This is a genomic window from Streptomyces sp. NBC_01261 (assembly GCF_036226385.1).
GTDB lineage: Bacteria > Actinomycetota > Actinomycetes > Streptomycetales > Streptomycetaceae > Streptomyces.
Window position 1 is genome coordinate 1504666 of sequence record NZ_CP108463.1, and the last position, 17868, is coordinate 1522533.

The window sequence follows — 17868 nt, forward strand, 5'->3', positions numbered from 1 at the left end:
ATGACGTCCGTCCACGAGGGCGACCTGGTCCTCGGCGCGCTGGGAAGCCTGGGCACACCGATCGACTGCGCCGGGTTCAACCGTCTCGACCTCGAAGGCCCGCAGGTGCTGTGGCTGGTCGCGTCGGGCGCCATCGACCTGTTCGCGGTGGACGCCGTGCAGCAGGGGCACTGGCACCACCTCGGCCGCCTGGAGGTCGGCTCGCTGCTGCTCGGCCCGGTCACCGGTCCCCAACACACTCTGGTGGCCCGCCCGTTGCGCGACTGTGTGGTGCGCCGCATCAACCTGCGCGAGCTGTACCAGCCCGCGAACACCCAGACCTGGTCGTACGACGAGTACGGCAACCCCCAGTACGTGCCGCCGACTTCGAGCCCGCTCGAATACGCCCTCGCCCTCGGTGTCGGCCGCGGCCTCTCCATCCTCTTCCAGGCACCGATGGCCACCGAACGGGCCGCCGCGCCCACCGACGACGACGTCTTCTGGATGCACGTCCCCCCGGGCAGCGTGCAGTACGGCTCGATGTACGGCGCCGAGGCCGCCGCCGATCTGCTGATGGACCCGGCTGTCTGGCAGGGCATGGTCGACCAGCAGTACCGGCTGCTGTCCACACTGGACAAGTGGATCGAACAGCTGGAGCGCACCCACGAGACCCGAACCGCCGCCGGTATCAAGGCCGGTGAGGCGGTGCGCGCACAGGCCGACCGGACACTGCTGGCGTCGATCGGCAAGTCCTCGGCCCGGCGTACGACGGCCGCGGATGCCGACGCGTCGTACGCGGCCTGCAAGGTGGCCGCCGAGGCGGGCGGTCTCACCCTCGCCGAGCCCGCGCAGAGCGGCAGCGAGAGCGACCGCCTCGACCCGGTCGAGCGCATCGCCCTCGCCTCCCGGGTCCGGGTGCGGGCCGTACGGCTCGACGGGCGCTGGTGGCGGGACGACGTCGGCCCGCTGGTGGGCCGTCGGGCGTTGTCGGGAGCGCCGGTCGCACTGCTGTGGCGGCGCGGCGGCTATGTCGCCGTGCATCCGGCGACCGGGCGCGAGACGCCGATCGAGAAGGCGAACGCGGAGGAGTTCGAGCCGCGCGCGGTGATGTTCTACCGCCCGCTGCCCGAGCGGCGGCTCAGCCCGTTCGGGCTGCTGCGCTTCAGCATGCAGGGCACCGGCAGCGACCTGACGAACCTGCTGATCAGCGGGCTGGTGACGGTCGCCATCGGCGCGCTGGTGCCGATCGCGACGGGCAGGGTGCTCGGCGAGTTCGTGCCGAAGGCCCAGACGAACCTGATCGTCCAGGTCTGTCTGGCCGTGATGATCACCAGCGTGGTGGCGGCGGCCTTCATGCTGCTGGAGAACCTCACGATCCTCCGTCTGGAGGGCCGCATCGAGGCGACCCTCCAACCGGCCGTCTGGGACCGGCTGTTGCGGCTGCCGACGAAGTTCTTCACCGAGCGCTCGACGGGTGAACTGGCGAGCGCGGCGATGGGCATCAGCTCGATCCGCCGCCTGCTGGCGGGAGTTGGACCCGTCGTCGCCCAGTCGGTGACGGTCGGCGTGATGAACCTGGGCCTGCTGTTCTGGTACAACCCCTCGATGGCGCTCGCGGCGATCGGCATGCTCGTCGTGATCGCGGCCGTGTTCCTGAGCCTCGGCCTGTGGCAGGTGCGCTGGCAGCGCAAGCTGGTCGTCCTCAACAACAAGCTGAACAACCAGGCGTTCCAGACCCTGCGCGGCCTGCCGAAACTCCGCGTCGCGGCGGCCGAGAACTACGCCTACGCCGCCTGGGCCTCCGAGTTCGCCCGCAGCCGCGAACTCCAGCAGAAGGTCGGCCGCATCAAGAACCTCACCACGGTGATGGGCGCGGTGTACCTGCCGGTCTGCACCCTGCTGATGTTCATGATCCTCGCGGGCCCGGCACGCGGCTCGATGTCGGCGGCCTCCTTCCTCAGCTTCAACACCTCGGTGACGATGCTGCTGACCTCCGTCACCAGCCTCACCGGCGCCTTCGTCTCGGCGGTGTCCGCCCTCCCCCTCTTCGAGGAGATCAGGCCGGTCCTGGACGCGGCCCCGGAGGTCCGCACCGCGAGCACCCGCCCCGGCCGACTCTCCGGCGCGATCGAGGCCCGCCGGGTCTCCTTCCGCTACGCCGACGACGGCCCCCTCGTCCTCGACGACGTGTCCTTCAATGTCCACGCCGGCGAGTTCGTGGCGATCGTCGGCCCCAGCGGCTGCGGCAAGTCCACCCTGCTCCGCCTCCTCATCGGCTTCGACAAACCGGTCTCCGGCAGCGTCCTCTACGACGGCCAGGACCTGGGCGCCCTCGACCAGTCGGCGGTGCGGCGGCAGTGCGGGGTGGTGCTCCAGCACGCGCAGCCGTTCACCGGTTCCATCCTGGACGTCATCTGCGGCACCGAGCCGTTCACGCCGGAGGAGGCGATGGCGGCGGCCGAGATGGCGGGGCTCGCCGAGGACATCAAGCGCATGCCGATGGGCCTGCACACGATCGTCTCCGGCAGCGGCGCGGTGTCGGGCGGCCAGCGTCAACGCCTCATGATCGCGCAGGCGTTGATCCGCCGCCCACGCATCCTCTTCTTCGACGAGGCGACCAGCGCGCTGGACAACGAGACGCAGCGGACGGTGATCGAGAGCACCAAGGCCCTCAACGCGACCCGGATCGTCATCGCGCACCGCCTGTCGACCGTGCTCGACGCGGACCGCGTGATCGTCATGGAGGACGGCAAGGTCGCCCAACAGGGGCCGCCCGCCCAGCTGTTGGCGGACACGGGCGGACGGTTGCACGAGCTGGTGCGGCGGCAGATGGCGTGACGGGTCACCAGGCCGGGCACGGGTCAGTCCAGACCCGGCACGACCGCGCCGGAGGGCACCCCGGCCGCCAAGTAGCCGTCGTAGAAAGTCTTCCAGGGCGCACCGGCACCGGTGTGCGGTCCCTCGACGCGCTCACCGCGCGCCTTCGCGTCGAGCGCGCCCAGGCAGACCTCCCAGCCGGCGCCGTTGCGGGACGCGGTGTTCTCGGCGCTCAGAACATTGGTGAGCGTGAAGCGGGTGCGCTTCTCCTCGATCTCCTCCAGGTCGAAGTGCAACTCGTCGTCGCCCCATGCGAAGGACAGGTGCCGGGGCGCGTCGACGGCGATGACCCGGCCGGTCGACGCGGGCATGTCGGGGTCGCCGCTGAAGGTGACCGTCCCGCCGGGACGCAGGTCGAACTCGGCGCGTGAGGGGAACCATCGGGCGAGTTCGTCAGGATCGGTCACGAACTGCCATACGCGGTCGAGGGGTTGGTCGTAGGTACGGCTGAAGCGGACGGCGGGGCGGCCGTCGTCCAGGGTCAGATACGTGCCGGTGAGGTCGACGGACATGGCGGATCAGCCCTTCGGGGTGGGTTGCGACGTGTCGCCGTCCGAGGTCTCTTCGAGGCGTTGGCCCAGCCGGTGCAGGCTGCGGTTCCACAGCTCGCGGTAGGGGGCGAGCCAGGCGTCGAGTTCGGCGATCGGGGCCGGGTCGAGGGCGTAGACACGGCGCTGCGCGTCCTGCCGTACCCGGACCAGGCCCGCGTCCCGCAGCACCCGTAGATGCTTCGACGTGCTGGGCTGGCTCAGACCGCAGGCCTCCCCGATCTCGCCGACGGGCCGGGGCCGCTCCAGGAGCAGGCCGACGATGGCCCGCCGGTGGGGATCGGCGAGAGCGGTCCAGAGCGAGGCGTCGGGTATGACCCCAATATGCCGCTGCGGTTATATTCCCGTCAAGGAATACAGCACCCGGAAACCCGGAGCGCACACCTCCTCAGGCGACCGGGCGGCCGTACCCCGCGACATCCCCGTGATCCACCCCGTGCGCCGCCCAGCTGTACAGATGCAGGTCGAGGCCGTCCGGGTCGTTGAACACCAGCAGCCAGCCGATCGACGCCTCGATCACCGGCGAGTGCGCGACACCGAGGGTGTCGAGATGGGCGGCCCACGCCTGCACGTCAGCCTTGTCCCGGACCGCGAAGCTGACCGGGTCGAAGCCCTGACAGCCTTGCGCAGCCTGGGAGTTGACGCGCAGGCAGAGCATCGAGTCGCCGAGCCCCGGGACCTCCCCCGCCACCCCGCGCACGACTCCGTCCGCGTCCGGGAACTCATGGGTGACCGTGAGGCCGAGGACGCGGCCGTACCAGTCCCGCGAGCGGTCGAGGTCGGTGACGGGCAACTTCACGTGGTGGATTCCGGCAAGCTCCGGCATGGCGCCCACACTCCTCATCGCCCTGATTCTCACGCCGTGATTCATTTCACCGCAGTGCCACTGCGGCTATTTTCTTCTAGACTCCTCCCCATGTCCGACCCCGTCAACCAGAAGAGCGACCACAAGAGGCCGTACCGCTCGGCCAAGCGAGCCGAGGCCGCGGAGGCGACCCGCACCCGCATCCGGGAAGCAGCCGCCCGCCTCTTCACGGAGAACGGATACACGGGCACGCGGATGAAGGAGGTGGCGGCGCTGGCCGGTGTCGGCGAGCGCACGCTGTACGACGCGTTCCCCACCAAGGCCGCACTGTTCGGGCACACCCTGGGCGTCACGCTCACCGGTGACGAGGAGCCGGTCGCCGTACCGGAGCGCCCCGAGACCCTGGCGATCCGGGACGAGCCCGACCCCGAGCGGGCGATCGGCCGCGCCGTCGACCAGATGACCGACCTGCTGGAACGGGCCGGTGACCTGATCATGGTGACCGTCGAGGCGGCCGGCGCCGACCCGGACATGCGGGCGTCGGCGGACGCCGGTGCCGAGGCGACCTACGGCGTACATCTGGCCCTGACCACGGCACTTGAGGAGCGCGGAGCCCTCCGCCCGGGCCTCGACGCGCGCACCGCCGCCGACACGCTCTACGCCCTCGCCTCACCGCACACGCATCAACTCCTGCGCAGGCACCGGGGTTGGACGCCGGACGCCTACCGGGCTTGGCTGCGGCGGGTGCTGGTCGCGGAACTGCTCGGGCCTCGCTGAGCGGTGCCGCCCTGCCAGAGGTGCGGGACGTCGCCCGTGCGGCTGTGCATCCCGGTCGCCAACACCCTTACAGCAGCGGCGAATTGGGACGGGTTGCGCAGGAACTCCATGTGGATGCCGGGGAATTCGAGCCACGGCACCCCGATCCGACGGGTGATCTCAATCGACGGCAGGGCGTATCCAGTATCGCGACCCTCCGCGCCCACCCCCAACACGACAGGAAACGGGGCCGACTTGAGCGCGGTCCCGTCGAGCCGGAAGGCGGTGAAGCCGGGCCGCTCCGTGCCGAAGAGGTGGTCCTGGTTGCCGAGGAACCGCTTCCAGAGGTCGGCGGGCCAGCGGTACGTTCCCTCGCCGCGGATCGTCTCCGCGAACCGGCGGCCCGCCGCGGGTGCCCCGCCCGGCTCGTACAGTGCGGCCAGGTCGGCGAGGAGGTCGCGGCCCGGGTCGCCGTCGGGCAGGACGTTCACGGCGGGCGGTTCATGGGCGATGAGGCCCGCCATCGCCTCCGGGTGCCGCGCGGCCGGCGTGAGGCCGATGATCGCGCCGCCACTGTTGCCGAAGACCAGGGCCCGCCCGCCGGCCAGGCCGTCGACAAGCGCGCGGGCGTCGGCGGCCTGCACGTCGAGTTCCATCGGCGTCCGTGACCTGCCGGAACTCCGCGAGTTGCCGCGCCGGTCGTACGAGATCACCATGAATGCGTCGGAAAGGGTCTCGGCGATGCCGGAGCAGTAGCCGGCGTCTCCTCCGGCCCCGCCGATCATCAACAGCGCCGGGCCGCTGCCACGCACCTCGTAGTACAGCCCGGCCCCATCGACCTCGAACACGCCACTGCGCACGCCTGCTCCCCGCCCTCTGCGAAACGTTGCCGTTTCGCAGAAAGTGGTCTACTCTCCGATGTGTACGAAACCGTTTCGTTTACATTTTGGTAAACCCCGAACGACTTCCCTGGAGTGGTTCCCGATGTCCCAGAAGACATTGACCGAAGACACCCGGTCGGGTGCCGGGGAGACGCAGTCCGCGTCCTCCAAGCGGTGGTGGATCCTCGCGATCGTCGCCATCGCACAGTTGATGGTGGTCCTCGACGCCACCATCGTGAACATCGCCCTGCCGTCGGCCCAGAAGGACCTCGGCTTCTCCGACGGCAACCGGCAGTGGATCGTCACCGCGTACGCCCTCGCGTTCGCCTCGCTGCTGCTGCTCGGCGGCCGCATCGCCGACCTGTTCGGCCGTAAGACCGCCTTCCTCGCCGGTGTCGTCGGATTCGCCGCCGCCTCCGCGCTCGGCGGCGCCGCCACCAGCTTCGAGATGCTGGTCACCGCACGCGCCCTCCAGGGTGTCGCGGGCGCGCTGCTCGCGCCGGCCGCGCTGTCCCTGCTCAACACGACCTTCACCGACGCCCGTGAGCGCGCCCGGGCCTTCAGCGTCTACGGCGCCATCGCCGGCGCAGGCGGCGCGGTGGGTCTGCTGCTCGGCGGTGTGCTGACCGACGCCTTCGACTGGCGCTGGACGCTCTACGTGAACGTCGCCATCGCCTTCGTCGCCTTCGCGGGCGGCTGGGTCCTGCTCAGCAACCACCGTGACGCCGCGGGCTCCAAGCTGGACGTGCCGGGCACGGTCCTGGTCGCCGGTGGTCTGTTCTCCCTCGTCTACGGCTTCTCCAACGCCGAGACGCACGACTGGAGTTCACCGCAGACCTGGGGCTTCCTGATCGTGGGCGTCGTACTGCTCGCGGCCTTCACCTGGTGGCAGAACCGCGCCGCGCACCCGCTGCTGCCGCTGCGCATCCTGCTCGACCGCAACCGGGGCGCCTCGTTCCTCGCCGTGCTGATCACCGGTGCGGGCATGTTCGGTGTGTTCCTCTTCCTCACCTACTACCTGCAGCTGAACCTGGGCTTCAGCCCGACCAAGACCGGTGTCGCGTTCCTGCCGATGATCGGCGCCCTGATGGTCATGGCGCAGATCGGCACCACGGTGCTCGTACCGCGCCTCGGCCCGAAGGTCATCATTCCGCTGGGCTTCGCCATCGCCATGGTCGGCATGGCCTGGCTGACCGACATCGGGACCACCTCGTCCTACGCGACGCACGTCCTGCCGCAGCTGATCGTGATCGGCGCGGGTCTCGGCATGGTGATGCCGCCGGCGATGCAGCTCGCCACGGGCGGTGTGGCCGCGGAGGACGCGGGTGTCGCCTCGGCGACGGTCAACGCCATGCAGCAGGTGGGCGGTTCGATCGGTACGGCGCTGTTGAACACGCTGGCCGCGAGCGCCGCGACGGACTACCTGGCCGGGAAGGACGCGTCCAGCAAGCTGGTCCAGGCGCAGGCGACGATCGAGAGCTACACCACCGCGTTCTGGTGGTCGGCGGGCTTCTTCGCCGCGGGCACGCTGATCGCGCTGGCGCTCTACCGCCGCGGGGTTCCGCAGCAGGACGCCGACGCCGCACCGGTCGTCCACATGTGACCGGCTCCGCCCGAGCCTGAGCCGCACAGACCGAGGGGCCGCCGTCCACAGGGAGACGGCGGCCCCTCTTCACTGGCCTATCGACAGAAAGTCAACCTTTCTGACCGAAGTTCACCATGTCGAGTGAACCAGATCTTGCGCACGGCGTGTCGGGGATGCCCGGGGCTCCTCCGGGGTAACTACCGAGACCGAATGCGCCCCGTGCCGAGGTGGAGCGGCCATGACAGCGGAAGCGGACGAACGCGACAGTCCCGCGGCCAACTCCTGTGCCCGTACGCGGTCCAGGGGCCGCTTCACGGTGGTCGAGGTCTCGGGCGAGATAGACATGGCGACGGCCGGCTTCGTCGTAGAACATCTGGACGCCGCGACGGCGGTCGAGGAGCCCGACGTGCTGGTTGATCTGCGGCCCGTCGAGTTCTTGGACTGCTCGGGGCTGCGGGTGCTGTGCCGGGCCGAGCGGCGGGCCAGGGAACGTGGCGGGCGGCTGCGCGTGGTGTCCGACGGGCCGCGGATCGACCGGCTTTTGCGTGCCTCGGGGCTGCTCGGCCGTTTTCCACCGCTGCGTGTGCTGCCTTCGCAGGCCTAGCGGACGGACGACGACAGGGGCCGGCTCGGGCGACCCCACACCGCCCGGCCGGCCCCTGGTGCGGGACCGCGGTACTCCGTGACAAGGGGTACGCACTCCCCAGCCACGGCCCCTCCCTGGTGCTCACGGAGACGACACGGCCCCGGTCTCTCAGAACGTGAAGACGCCTCCGTGTCCGTAGGAGTCCTTCACGCACTCGTTGGAGAAGACGCGCTCGTAGGAGACGCGTCTGCCCTGCCAGACACCGTCGATGGTGACGACGACGGGGCGGTAGAGCTTGTTGCAGAGCACGTCGTCCCGGGCCGTGAGGGCGTCGAAGTCGCCCCCGACGCCGCGCAGTTCGGCGCAGGCCTCGGCCGCGGCCGGGTGGGTGCCGGAGGAGGTGGGCGCGCAGGTGAGGGTCACCGCGCGTTCCGGTGTGGCGAGGGCGGCGTCGTCGCCGTGGCCCATGGTGAGCACCAGGGCCGAGGGGGCGTAGAGCGCGGCCGGGCCGGCTCCGTGGGCGGCGAGGGCGGACCCGGTCAGGGGTCCGCAGACGGCGGTGGCCGTCAGACCCAGGGTCGCTGCCCAGCGCGCGGTGTTCCGCATTGTGTGCATCCTTCCGCTCGATACGAACCGATCGTGAACCGATCGGTTCGAGGAGGTGCCGGTCCCGCTCGGTCGGTGCCGGACCGGCGGGCGCCACTCTGCCGAGTCCGTCGCGGAAACTCACATCCCACCCACAGGTTTCAGTAACCTTGCGTGTTGAATCAGTGGCGCGAAGTCACGGAATTCGAACGTGCGAACCCCGCAACCATGGGGTTCTTGATCGTCGGAGCGGGCCGGATGGCCGGTTTACCCGTGCTCGCCAATCGTCCTGAAACAGTCCCGAAACATTCCGCTTCAGCTCTCGGCGCACTCCGCCGCAGCCCCTTGCGTTCGTTCTGCTCGCGAGTAATCGTCATTACATGATTACGACAGAGCAGCAGGAGAAGCTTCGCGGCTGGTTCACCGGCCGTCTGCCCGACGACCTGTTCGACGAGCTGGTCGAGGTCACGGTCGACCGCGAGGAGGTCACCGTCATCGGCCGCATCCCCGCGCCCAAGCTCGCCGAGGGTGTCTCGGACGCCGAGCGGGAGTCGGCCGTCCAGGGCCGGGTCCAGGAGTTCCGCGAGCGCACCCGGGAGACCCGGATCGCCCTCGCGCGCGAGGCCGAGCACCGGTTCCGCAGGAAGGTCTCGTGGGGGGTGGAGTGCGCCGGGGAGCGGTCCCTGTTCACGCACATCGCCGCGCCCGTCATGACCCGGCTGCGCCAGCCCGAGCGCCAGGTCCTCGACACCCTCATCGCCGCCGGCGTGGCCCGCAGCCGCAGCGACGCGCTCGCCTGGTGCGTCCGCCTCGTCCAGCGCCACACCGACGACTGGCTCGGCGAACTGCGCGACTCCCTCGAACACGTCCAGCGGGTCCGCGCCCAGGGCCCCGACGCCGAACCGGAGGACGCCCCGGGCGACACCGCATAGGAACAGCGGTGGATGATTCCTCCACCCACGGCACGGAAGATGGATGAACCGTCCTCTGGTGCGGGTGTCCCGGCCGGCCATAACGTCGGCAGACCTCCTGAGGACGGCATCCGTTCATCCCGCCCACCCCGCGCGCGTGAACGGCCGTCCCCTCCGCCACCGCGCTACAACGCGCTCCACCGCCGTCCCCCGCTGGAGCCCCCGTGTCCCCATCGTCCGAGCAGCCCGCCCCCTCCCCCGCCGCGCCGAGCCAGTCCCTGACCGAGGTCGAGACCTACGGCGTCGAGCGCATCCCCGACGCGGACCGCACCGCCTCCCCGCTCGACCTGTTCCGGGTCGCGTTCGGCGGTGCCAACACCTTCTCCACCTGTGTGCTGGGTGCCTTCCCGATCCTGTTCGGCCTCTCCTTCTGGCAGGGCCTCGCGGCCACGCTCCTGGGAGTCGTCGTCGGCGCGCTGATCCTGTGCCCGATGGCGGTGTTCGGCCCGGTCAACGGCACGAACAACGCGGTCGCCTCCTCCGCGCACCTCGGCGTGCACGGCCGGGTCGTCGGCTCGTTCCTGTCCCTCCTCACGGCGGTCGCCTTCTTCTCCATCTCGGTGTGGAGCTCCGGCGACGCCCTGGTCGGCGGCGCGCACCGCCTCTTCGGCCTGGAACAGAGCACGCTCTCCTATGTCGTCGCGTACGCGCTGTTCGCGGTCCTGGTCCTCGCGGTCTGCGTCTACGGCTTCCGGTTCATGCTGTTCGTCAACAAGATCGCCGTGACCTCCGCGACGATCCTGTTCCTGCTCGGCGCGATCGCCTTCGCCGGTGACTTCGACCCGTCGTACGCCGGTGTCTTCACGTCCTCCGCGGACGCGGCGACCCAGTCGCTGTTCTGGCCGTCCTTCATCGGCGCCGCGCTGATCGTGCTCTCCAACCCGGTGTCGTTCGGCGCGTTCCTCGGCGACTGGTCGCGCTACATCCCGGCGAACACCCCGCGCCGCAAAGTAGTCGGGGCCGCGTTCCTCTCCCAGATAGCGACCCTGCTGCCATTCGTCTTCGGCCTGGCGACCGCGAGCATCATCGCCACGAAGGCCCCCAAGTACGTCGACCCGGCCGCCCCGAACTTCGTGGGCGGACTCCTCGCGATCTCGCCGAGCTGGTTCTTCCTGCCGGTCTGTCTGCTGGCCCTGATCGGCGGCATGTCGACGGGCACGACCTCGCTCTACGGCACCGGGCTCGACTTCTCGTCGGTCTTCCCGCGCCTGTCGCGGGTGCAGGCGACGTTCCTCGTCGGGGTGCTGTCGATCGCGTTCATCTTCGTCGGGCGCTTCGGCTTCGACCTCGTGCAGTCGATCTCCACGTTCGCCACGATGATCATCACCTGTACGACACCCTGGATGGTCGTGATGATGCTGGGCTTCTACACCCGCCGCGGCTGGTACGACCCGGACGCGCTCCAGGTCTTCAACCGCCGTCAGCGCGGCGGGTGTTACTGGTTCGCGCACGGCTGGAACTGGCGCGGCATGACCGCCTGGTGGGTGGCCGCCGTCGTCGGTGTGCTGTTCACCGACATCCCGGGACAGTTCGTCGGCCCGCTCGGCGACCTGGCCAACGGCGTCGACATCAGCCTCCCCCTGTCGCTGGCGGTGGCCGCCGTGCTGTTCCTCAGCCTGCTCCGGCTGTTCCCCGAACCCCGGGCCGCGTACGGGCCTGAGGGGGCGCGGCTGGCCCGTACCGTCGAGGCCCCCGTGCCGCCGATCACCGGCCCCGGGTCGGCGGCCGAGGCACCCGCACCGGCCGCCGCGAGCAACTGATGCCGGCCTGGATCGACCTGTCGGTGCCCGTCGTCACCGGGATGCCCGTGTATCCCGGTGACCCGGCCGTCGAGGTCTCCCCCGCCCTGCGCGCACCCCGGGACGGCGTCAACGTCCTTCAGCTGCACCTGGGTTCGCAGTCGGGCACGCATGTCGACGCCCCCTACCACGTGGACGACGCGTGGCCCCGCCTCGACGAACTGCCCCTGGAGCGCTTCGCCGGGCACGCGGTGGTGGCCGACGTACGGGGGCTGCCGGACCGCGCGCCGATCACCCCCGCCCTACTGGCGCCCGCGCTGCGGCAGTTGAGGCCGGGGTCCCTCGTTCTGCTGGCCACGGGCTGGTCGGCGCACTGGGGCTCCGACCACTACCTCGCCCACCCGTGGCTCACCCCGGAGGCGGCCGAGGCGCTCGTCGCGGCAGGGGTCCGTACGGTCGCGGTCGACGCGCTGAGTGTCGACCCGACGCCCCAACCCGGCGACGAGACGGCCGACTTCGGGCTGCCCGCCCACCGGGTGCTGTGCGGCGCGGGCGGGGTGATCGCCGAGAACCTCACGGGTCTGGAACAGCTGGTGGGCGTCGCGGACGTGGAACTGTTCCTGTTCCCGCTGCGGCTGCCGGGCGCGGACGGTGCGCCGGTGCGGGCCGTGGCACGGGCGGTCTGATCACCTCCGGAAGGTCGTTGTCAGACCCGGCGGTTACGTTGGGATCATGACTCGATTCGTGGTGGTGGCGGGCGCGTGGCTCGGCGCGTGGGCATGGGACGAGGTGGTGCCCGAGCTGCGCGCGGCGGGGCACGAGGCGTATGCGCTGACCCTGTCCGGGCTCGCGGAGAAGCAGGGGGTTCCGGCCGGACAGCAGACCCATGTCCAGGACATCGTCGACGAGGTCGAGCGCCTCGACCTGCGGGACGTCGTCCTGGTCGGACACAGCTACTCCGGTGTGCCTGTCGGTCAAGCCGCGGAGCGGATCGGCGACCGGCTGGCCCGGGTGGTGTTCGTCGACTCGGGCGTGCCGGTCGACGGGGAGACGGCCCTGGACGGCTTCCCGAGCGACCACGTCAGGAAGTCCCTCGCCGGGAACGGCGGTTACTGGCCGCCCCTGGACCCGGCCGACTACGCGGGCCAGGACCTCACGGACGAGCAGATCGCCCGCATGGTCACCGACGGGACCCCGCACCCGGGTGCCACCCTCACCGAACCGGCGGTCCTGGCGCACCCGTTGGCCGATCTCCCGGCCACCTACGTCAAGTGCCTGCTCGACGGCGACGAGTTGCCGGCCCCGGCGGACGAACTGGTCGCGAGCGGGCGCTGGGAGCTGGTCCGGATGGACACGGGCCACTGGCCGATGTTCTCCCGGCCGCGCGAACTGGCCCGGATACTGGTCGAGTCCGCCACCCGGTCCTGACGCAGACACGGCCGCCCGCCTGCCTCCCCCCACCCGACGAGGATTTCGTATGCCCTCCACGAAGAACGTCCTGGCCGTCGTCCCACCCCACATGGGCGGCCGAACCGCGGGAGCCGGACTCGCGACGCTGCTGCCCGACGGGGTGGACGTCACCGTCGTAGAGACCGTCGACGAGGACCCGCAGGCGCTGCGCGCGGCGCATGTCGTCATCACCGCGCTCTCCCCGGTGAGTGCCGAACACCTCGCCGCGGCACCGGAGTTGGAGCTGGTGCAGTGCGCGAGTCACGGCTTCGACTACGTCGACCTGGAGGCCGCCCGCGCCCGAGGGGTCGTCGTCTGCACCATCGGTTCCAGCGGTGCCGAGGCACAGAACGTGGCCGAGCAGACCTTCGCCCTGATGCTGGCGCTGGCCAAGCAGCTCGTCCCCGCGCACACCGCACTCGTCGAGGGCGACTGGGCGCTCCCCCGCCTGCAACGCTCACTGACCGAACTGTCCGGCAAGACGCTCGGCATCGTCGGACTGGGCGCCATCGGACAGCAAGTCGCCCGCCGCGCGTCCGCGTTCGACATGACCGTCGTCTACGCCGGCCGACGCCCCGTCCCCGAGGAGACGACCGCCCGCCTCGGCGGCGCCCGGCACGTCCCGCTCCACGAACTGCTGCGCCTCTCCGACTACGTCACCCTGCACACCCCGCTGACCGCCGAGACCCGGCATCTCCTGAACGCGGAGCGGCTCGCGCTGCTCAAGCCGAGCGCGTTCGTGATCAACACCGCGCGGGGCGCCCTGATCGACCAGGACGCCCTCGCGGACGCTCTCGAAGCGGGCGCCCTCGCGGGTGCCGGCCTGGACGTCTTCGACCCCGAACCACCCACCCCGGCCCTGCGGTTGCTCAAGGCCCCGAACGTGGTGCTCTCGCCGCACGTCGGAGGCGTGACCCGGGAGACGGTGCTCCGGATCGCACTGGCCGCCGTACAGAACGCCGCCGGTTACCTGACCGGCACGTCGCCGTCCGATGTGGTCAGTTGAGGCGGTCCGCGATCTTCGCGGGGCGCGGTGCCGGGGCTCCCGTGCCGGCGATCGACAGCGAACCGGGGCTGGCCGTCACCGAGTCGGTCAGCCAGCGTTGCGCGGTGGAGCCGTCGCGGACCTTGAGGACGATGTCGGCGCCCGGGTCCTTGGTGGTGGAGGTGAGCGCGAGGTCCGAGTTCCAGCGGGGCAGCAACTCGCCCTGCACGGTGAGGTCGTAGCGGACGTCGTTGCCGCGCTCGGACTTCGCGTCGGCGCAGGTGCCGAGGACGACGACACCGGCGTCCGCGTGCGAGTCCAGGCACAGCCCCGGGCTCGACACACTGCGCAGCAGCCCGTCGGTGTCGTACGACCACTCCTGGGTCCCGGCGGACGAGCACACCGCCAGGACGACGCCGGCGCCGGCCTTCGCGGTGCCCTGGATGTCGAGGCACAGGTCGGCGGCGGCGTTGTGCAGCCGCGTCTGCTGGGGTGCCGTGGGGAGCCGGGCCGTGCCGGGTGCCGTCGACGACACGTGTCCGGAGCCGCTGTTCGTGGTGCTGGACGCGACGGGACCTTCGGCGCCACCGCCGCTGTCCGGCCACAGGACGACGGCGCACACCGTCGCGAGGACCCCGGCACCGATCAGACCGACGCCGACGAACAGCGATCGGGACGACCGTTCCGCCCGGGCCGCCCGAGCCGCGTCCACGAGACGGCGGCCGGGTGCGGGGATCCGGGACAGCAGCCGATGCCGACCCGTGCTGCCGCCGGTGTGTCCACCGTGCCGGGAGGCGGTCCTGGCCCGCGCGTCGCGACCGGCACGGCCCGGACGCGAGGCGAGGTAGGGGCGGGCTCCCCAGCCGAGCACGGCCTCGGCGAGGAGGACACCCAACCCGCCTTCGAAATAGCTGAGTTGTTCGGCGGCGAAACGGCAGTAGCGGCACTGGGCGAGATGCTGCTGGACATCCGGCAGCAGTCCGCCGCCGCGCCGAATCGGGACGTCGAGGAGACGGTTGTAGAAGCGGCAATCCTGGGTCGGCGCGAGTTCCCGGTGGGCGCGTACACAGCCTTCGCGGAATTTTTCGTGTGCCTGCTGGAGAGCGGCCGACGCGTTGTCGGTATCCATGCCGAGCAGGGCCGCCGGCACGGTTATCGACTCGGCCTCGACCTCGGTGTGCCACAGCAGACACTGGGCGAACGGCGGAAGAGTCTGGAAAGACCGCTCGGCGAGCTTGCGATTCTCGGGCGTCATGGACTTCGCGGCACGCATGGCGCGGCCCCCGGACGGATTCTCCAGGTCGGGAACAACACTGGATATCCGCTCTTCCGTCGACCACTCCCGGATCGTGTCGCGCACGGTCAGCAGCAGCCGGGGCCGCAGCGCCACACCGTGTTCGCCGAACGTCAGCCGGTCGAACACCCGGTGGAAGGCGGCCGCCGCGGCCATGGCTGGCACGGCCCCCTCGGCGGCGAGACAGATGCCCGCGTAATCCTCGACCGGCCGCCAGTGCCGCGCCATGAGCAGCGCGACGGAATGAGCGGCCTCGTCCTCCGGACGGCCCCGCAGCCGTGCGGCCAGGGTCTCGTCGGATTCCTCGGGGGCCCCGCCGTCCGGCGGCGGGTAAGGAGGACGAGGGGGATGCGGGATGGACACGGAGTGGATTCCTCGGATTCGGTTCATCAACGGGCCAATGAGCCCCGGGCATTCGCCCCCGCGCGGGTGTTTCACCCTTGCACAACCCACTCGACCCAACAAGGCACTTGGGTAACTTCCATACCATTGAAAGAAAGTCAGATGCGGTGACAACTCGGTTCACCAGCACCGACTTTCGATTTTCCATGCGCCCCGTGTGAACCATGCGCACACGCCGGTGCGTCACGCACGCTCCCGGCACACGGCTCACCGCGGTCCACTGGGTTCGGCCCTTCTCGGAGGCCACGCGCTGGACGGCGGCTCTCCCGCGCCAAACGGCCGCCGACCCTGCTCCTCCCGCCCTCGGTCGGCGGCCCCGAGGGCGGGGGCGGCCCACCCCCGCCCTCCCCCGCATCAGGCCGCGGCCCCACCGATGGTGTCGAGTTCGGCGATCGCGTCGGCGGGCAGCACCAGGTCCGCGGCGGCGATGTTGTCCCGCAGATGCGCGCGGGAGGAGGTGCCGGGGATCAGGACGGTGCTGGCCGACCGCCGCAACAGCCAAGCGAGGGCGACCTGTTGGGCCGAGGCGTCCAGCCGCGTGGCCACCTCGGACAGGGTCCGCGACTGCAGCGGGGTGAAGCCGCCGAGCGGGAAGTACGCGGCGAACGCGATGTTCTCCGCGGCACACCGCTCGACGAGGGCGTCGTCCTCCCGGTTGGCCAGGTTGTACAGGTTCTGCACGGTGACGACCGGCGCGATGGCCTGGGCCTCGGTCAGCTGGGCGGCGGAGACCGTGCTCACCCCGAGGTGCCGGATCAGCCCGGCCTTCCGCAGTTCGGCGAGCGCCCCGAACTCCTCCCCGATCGGCTCCTCGTAGGCTCCGTGATCGGTACCGACCCGCAGGTTCACCACGTCGAGCGCGTCGAGCCCGAGGTTGCGGAGGTTGTCGTGGACCTGCGCCTTGAGGTCCTCGGGGTGCCGGGACATGATCCAGCCGCCGTCGGGGCCGCGCCGGGCGCCGACCTTGGTCACGATGTGCAGGTCGTCCGGGTAGGGGTGGAGGGCCTCCCGGATGATCTCGTTGACGACGACGGGGCCGTAGAAGTCGCTGGTGTCGATGTGGGTGATGCCCCGCTCGACGGCCTCCCGGAGGACGGCCACCGCTTCGGTGCGGTCCTTCGGCGGGCCGAAGACTTGGGGGCCGGCGAGTTGCATGGCGCCGTATCCCATGCGGGTGAGGGTGAGGCCCTCGGCGAGGGTGAGGGTGCCGCCGGAGACGGTGTCGGCCATGATGGCGCGCCTTTCGATGGGTGATACGTGCTGCTTCCTGCCATCGACTCTGTGCCTGTCGCGGCCGGGCAGGCAGTACCCGGATGTTCCTGGTAGTGACAGGGACACGCACCTCCGCGCATTCGGACCTACGGTGGTGGGTGTGGACAACATGAACGCGCTCGGGGAGTTTCTGCGGGCCCGCCGGGAGCGGGTCCGGCCCGAGGACGTGGGCCTGAGCGGCGGCGGGCTGCGCCGGGTGCCGGGGCTGCGCCGGGAGGAGGTCGCCCTGCTGGCCGGTATCAGCTCCGACTACTACCTGCGGCTGGAGCAGGGCCGCGACCGCAACCCGTCCGCGCAGGTGCTGGAGGCACTGGCCCGGGTGCTGCGCCTGGACGCCTCCGCGACCGCCCATCTGCTGAGCCTCGCGCGGCCGGAGCGGCCGGCCGTGTCCCGTCGGCGGGTCAGGCGGCCCGAGGCGGTACCGACGAGCGTCCGCGAACTGCTGGACACCTGGTCCGGCCACCCGGCGTATGTACAGAACCGGTTCACGGACTGCCTCGCGGCCAACGCGCTGTGCCGGGCGCTGTCCTCGAACTACACACCGGGCGTGAACCTCCTCCGGGCGGTGTTCCTCGACCCCGCCGAGCGTGAACTGCGCCGCGACTGGGAGGAGTTGACAGCCGAGGGCGTGGCGACCCTGCGCGGTCACATCGGCCCCGACGTCGACGAACCCCGGCTGGTGGAGCTGGTGGGCGAGCTGTCCGTGCGCAGCGACCGCTTCCGGCTGCTGTGGAGCCGCCACGAGGTACGGCCCATGCTCGGCCGGACCAGCCTCCTCACCCACCCGCTGGTCGGTGACCTGGAGCTGCGGTCGAACAAGTTCGAGATCCCGGGTACGAACGCGTTGAGCCTGGTCGTCTTCCACGCCGAGCCGGGCAGCCGCAGCGCGGAACTGCTGGGGCTGCTGGGCAGCCTGACGGCATCCGGCGCGACCCCCTGGCGGGAGGATGCACGGACCGCGTCCGACGAGACGCCCTCCGAGCAAAACCTACGGGCGGCGGGCGGCGAGCCCTCCCGTCGGGGCGACCGGCGAACGGCGTCCGGCGAAGCACCCCGCCAAGGCGACACCCGGCCCGCGTCCAGCGAAGCGCCCCCGCAGGGAACTCCGCTGGGGCGCAACGAAATCGCCCGCCTCGACGAGGACCGCTAGACGG

The 17868-nt window shown here is 70.9% G+C and carries 16 protein-coding genes and 1 pseudogene; 10 read left to right on the top strand and 7 right to left on the bottom strand.

Translation table 11 applies throughout. From position 1 onward, the window contains the following. Positions 1-2817 carry an NHLP bacteriocin export ABC transporter permease/ATPase subunit gene (locus OG226_RS06590; RefSeq protein ID WP_328675773.1) on the top strand — a complete coding sequence of 939 codons (2817 nt, stop codon included), beginning with the start codon at positions 1-3 and terminating at the stop codon, positions 2815-2817. Between the two features lie 23 nt (positions 2818-2840). Here OG226_RS06590 and OG226_RS06595 read toward each other — a convergent pair whose 3' ends face one another. From OG226_RS06595 to OG226_RS06605, 3 genes are all read right to left on the bottom strand, one after another. Then, positions 2841-3368 carry an SRPBCC family protein gene (locus OG226_RS06595; protein ID WP_328675774.1) on the bottom strand — a complete coding sequence of 176 codons (528 nt, stop codon included), beginning with the start codon at positions 3366-3368 and terminating at the stop codon, positions 2841-2843. Positions 3369-3374: 6 nt separating this feature from the next. Further along, entirely contained in the window at positions 3375-3719 is a 345-nt protein-coding gene (locus OG226_RS06600) for an ArsR/SmtB family transcription factor (protein ID WP_328686242.1), read from the bottom strand. 73 nt (positions 3720-3792) lie between these two features. Further along, positions 3793-4230, bottom strand: coding sequence for a VOC family protein (locus tag OG226_RS06605; protein ID WP_328675775.1), 438 nt, complete (start codon positions 4228-4230; stop codon positions 3793-3795). 90 nt (positions 4231-4320) lie between these two features. Between OG226_RS06605 and OG226_RS06610 the strand changes: the two genes are divergently transcribed. Then, entirely contained in the window at positions 4321-4986 is a 666-nt protein-coding gene (locus OG226_RS06610) for a TetR/AcrR family transcriptional regulator (protein WP_328675776.1), read from the top strand. On the opposite strand, the gene OG226_RS06615 is transcribed toward OG226_RS06610, so the two are convergent. Then, the gene (locus OG226_RS06615; protein ID WP_328675777.1) at positions 4932-5825 is read right to left on the bottom strand and encodes an alpha/beta fold hydrolase; all 894 of its coding nucleotides are present in this window, start codon (positions 5823-5825) and stop codon (positions 4932-4934) included. The genes OG226_RS06610 and OG226_RS06615 overlap by 55 nt on opposite strands. A gap of 124 nt (positions 5826-5949) precedes the next feature. Here OG226_RS06615 and OG226_RS06620 point away from each other — a divergent pair, with 124 nt between their 5' ends. Both OG226_RS06620 and OG226_RS06625 read left to right on the top strand, forming a co-directional pair. Further along, a complete protein-coding gene (locus tag OG226_RS06620) occupies positions 5950-7449 on the top strand; it encodes an MFS transporter (protein ID WP_328675778.1) in 1500 nt (499 codons plus the stop codon). Between the two features lie 220 nt (positions 7450-7669). Next, the gene (locus tag OG226_RS06625; protein ID WP_328675779.1) at positions 7670-8035 is read left to right on the top strand and encodes an STAS domain-containing protein; all 366 of its coding nucleotides are present in this window, start codon (positions 7670-7672) and stop codon (positions 8033-8035) included. 150 nt (positions 8036-8185) lie between these two features. Here the strand turns inward: OG226_RS06625 and OG226_RS06630 are convergent, their stop codons facing one another. Further along, entirely contained in the window at positions 8186-8623 is a 438-nt protein-coding gene (locus tag OG226_RS06630; protein WP_328675780.1) for a protease inhibitor, read from the bottom strand. Positions 8624-8982: 359 nt separating this feature from the next. Here OG226_RS06630 and OG226_RS06635 point away from each other — a divergent pair, with 359 nt between their 5' ends. The 5 genes from OG226_RS06635 to OG226_RS06655 all read left to right on the top strand — a co-directional run bounded on the left by OG226_RS06635 (position 8983) and on the right by OG226_RS06655 (position 13767). Beyond that, positions 8983-9534: a hypothetical protein gene (locus tag OG226_RS06635; protein WP_328675781.1), complete on the top strand. Its 552-nt coding sequence runs from the start codon at positions 8983-8985 to the stop codon at positions 9532-9534. A gap of 203 nt (positions 9535-9737) precedes the next feature. Continuing rightward, on the top strand, positions 9738-11333 hold the full coding sequence (locus tag OG226_RS06640) for a purine-cytosine permease family protein (protein WP_329348272.1): 1596 nt from the start codon (positions 9738-9740) through the stop codon (positions 11331-11333). Next, a complete protein-coding gene (locus OG226_RS06645) occupies positions 11333-11998 on the top strand; it encodes a cyclase family protein (protein WP_328675783.1) in 666 nt (221 codons plus the stop codon). Before OG226_RS06640 ends, OG226_RS06645 begins: the two co-directional genes overlap by 1 nt. A 46-nt stretch (positions 11999-12044) precedes the next feature. Further along, positions 12045-12740: an alpha/beta fold hydrolase gene (locus OG226_RS06650; RefSeq protein WP_329348273.1), complete on the top strand. Its 696-nt coding sequence runs from the start codon at positions 12045-12047 to the stop codon at positions 12738-12740. Positions 12741-12789: 49 nt separating this feature from the next. Then, complete coding sequence (locus OG226_RS06655; protein ID WP_329348274.1) at positions 12790-13767, top strand: 2-hydroxyacid dehydrogenase; 978 nt, start codon at positions 12790-12792, stop codon at positions 13765-13767. Here OG226_RS06655 and OG226_RS06660 read toward each other — a convergent pair. Together OG226_RS06660 and OG226_RS06665 are read right to left on the bottom strand one after the other, a co-directional pair. Next, positions 13760-15403 (bottom strand): RICIN domain-containing protein, encoded by a 1644-nt coding sequence (locus tag OG226_RS06660; RefSeq protein WP_329348275.1) that lies wholly within the window; start codon positions 15401-15403, stop codon positions 13760-13762. The two genes, OG226_RS06655 and OG226_RS06660, sit on opposite strands and share 8 nt — an antisense overlap. Positions 15404-15796: 393 nt before the next feature. Beyond that, positions 15797-16672 (bottom strand): oxidoreductase, encoded by an 876-nt coding sequence (locus OG226_RS06665; protein ID WP_328675787.1) that lies wholly within the window; start codon positions 16670-16672, stop codon positions 15797-15799. A 142-nt stretch (positions 16673-16814) separates the two neighbouring features. Here OG226_RS06665 and OG226_RS06670 point away from each other — a divergent pair. Next, positions 16815-17690: pseudogene (locus tag OG226_RS06670) on the top strand (helix-turn-helix domain-containing protein); the annotation flags it as partial. Between the last annotated feature and the right edge of the window lie 178 nt (positions 17691-17868).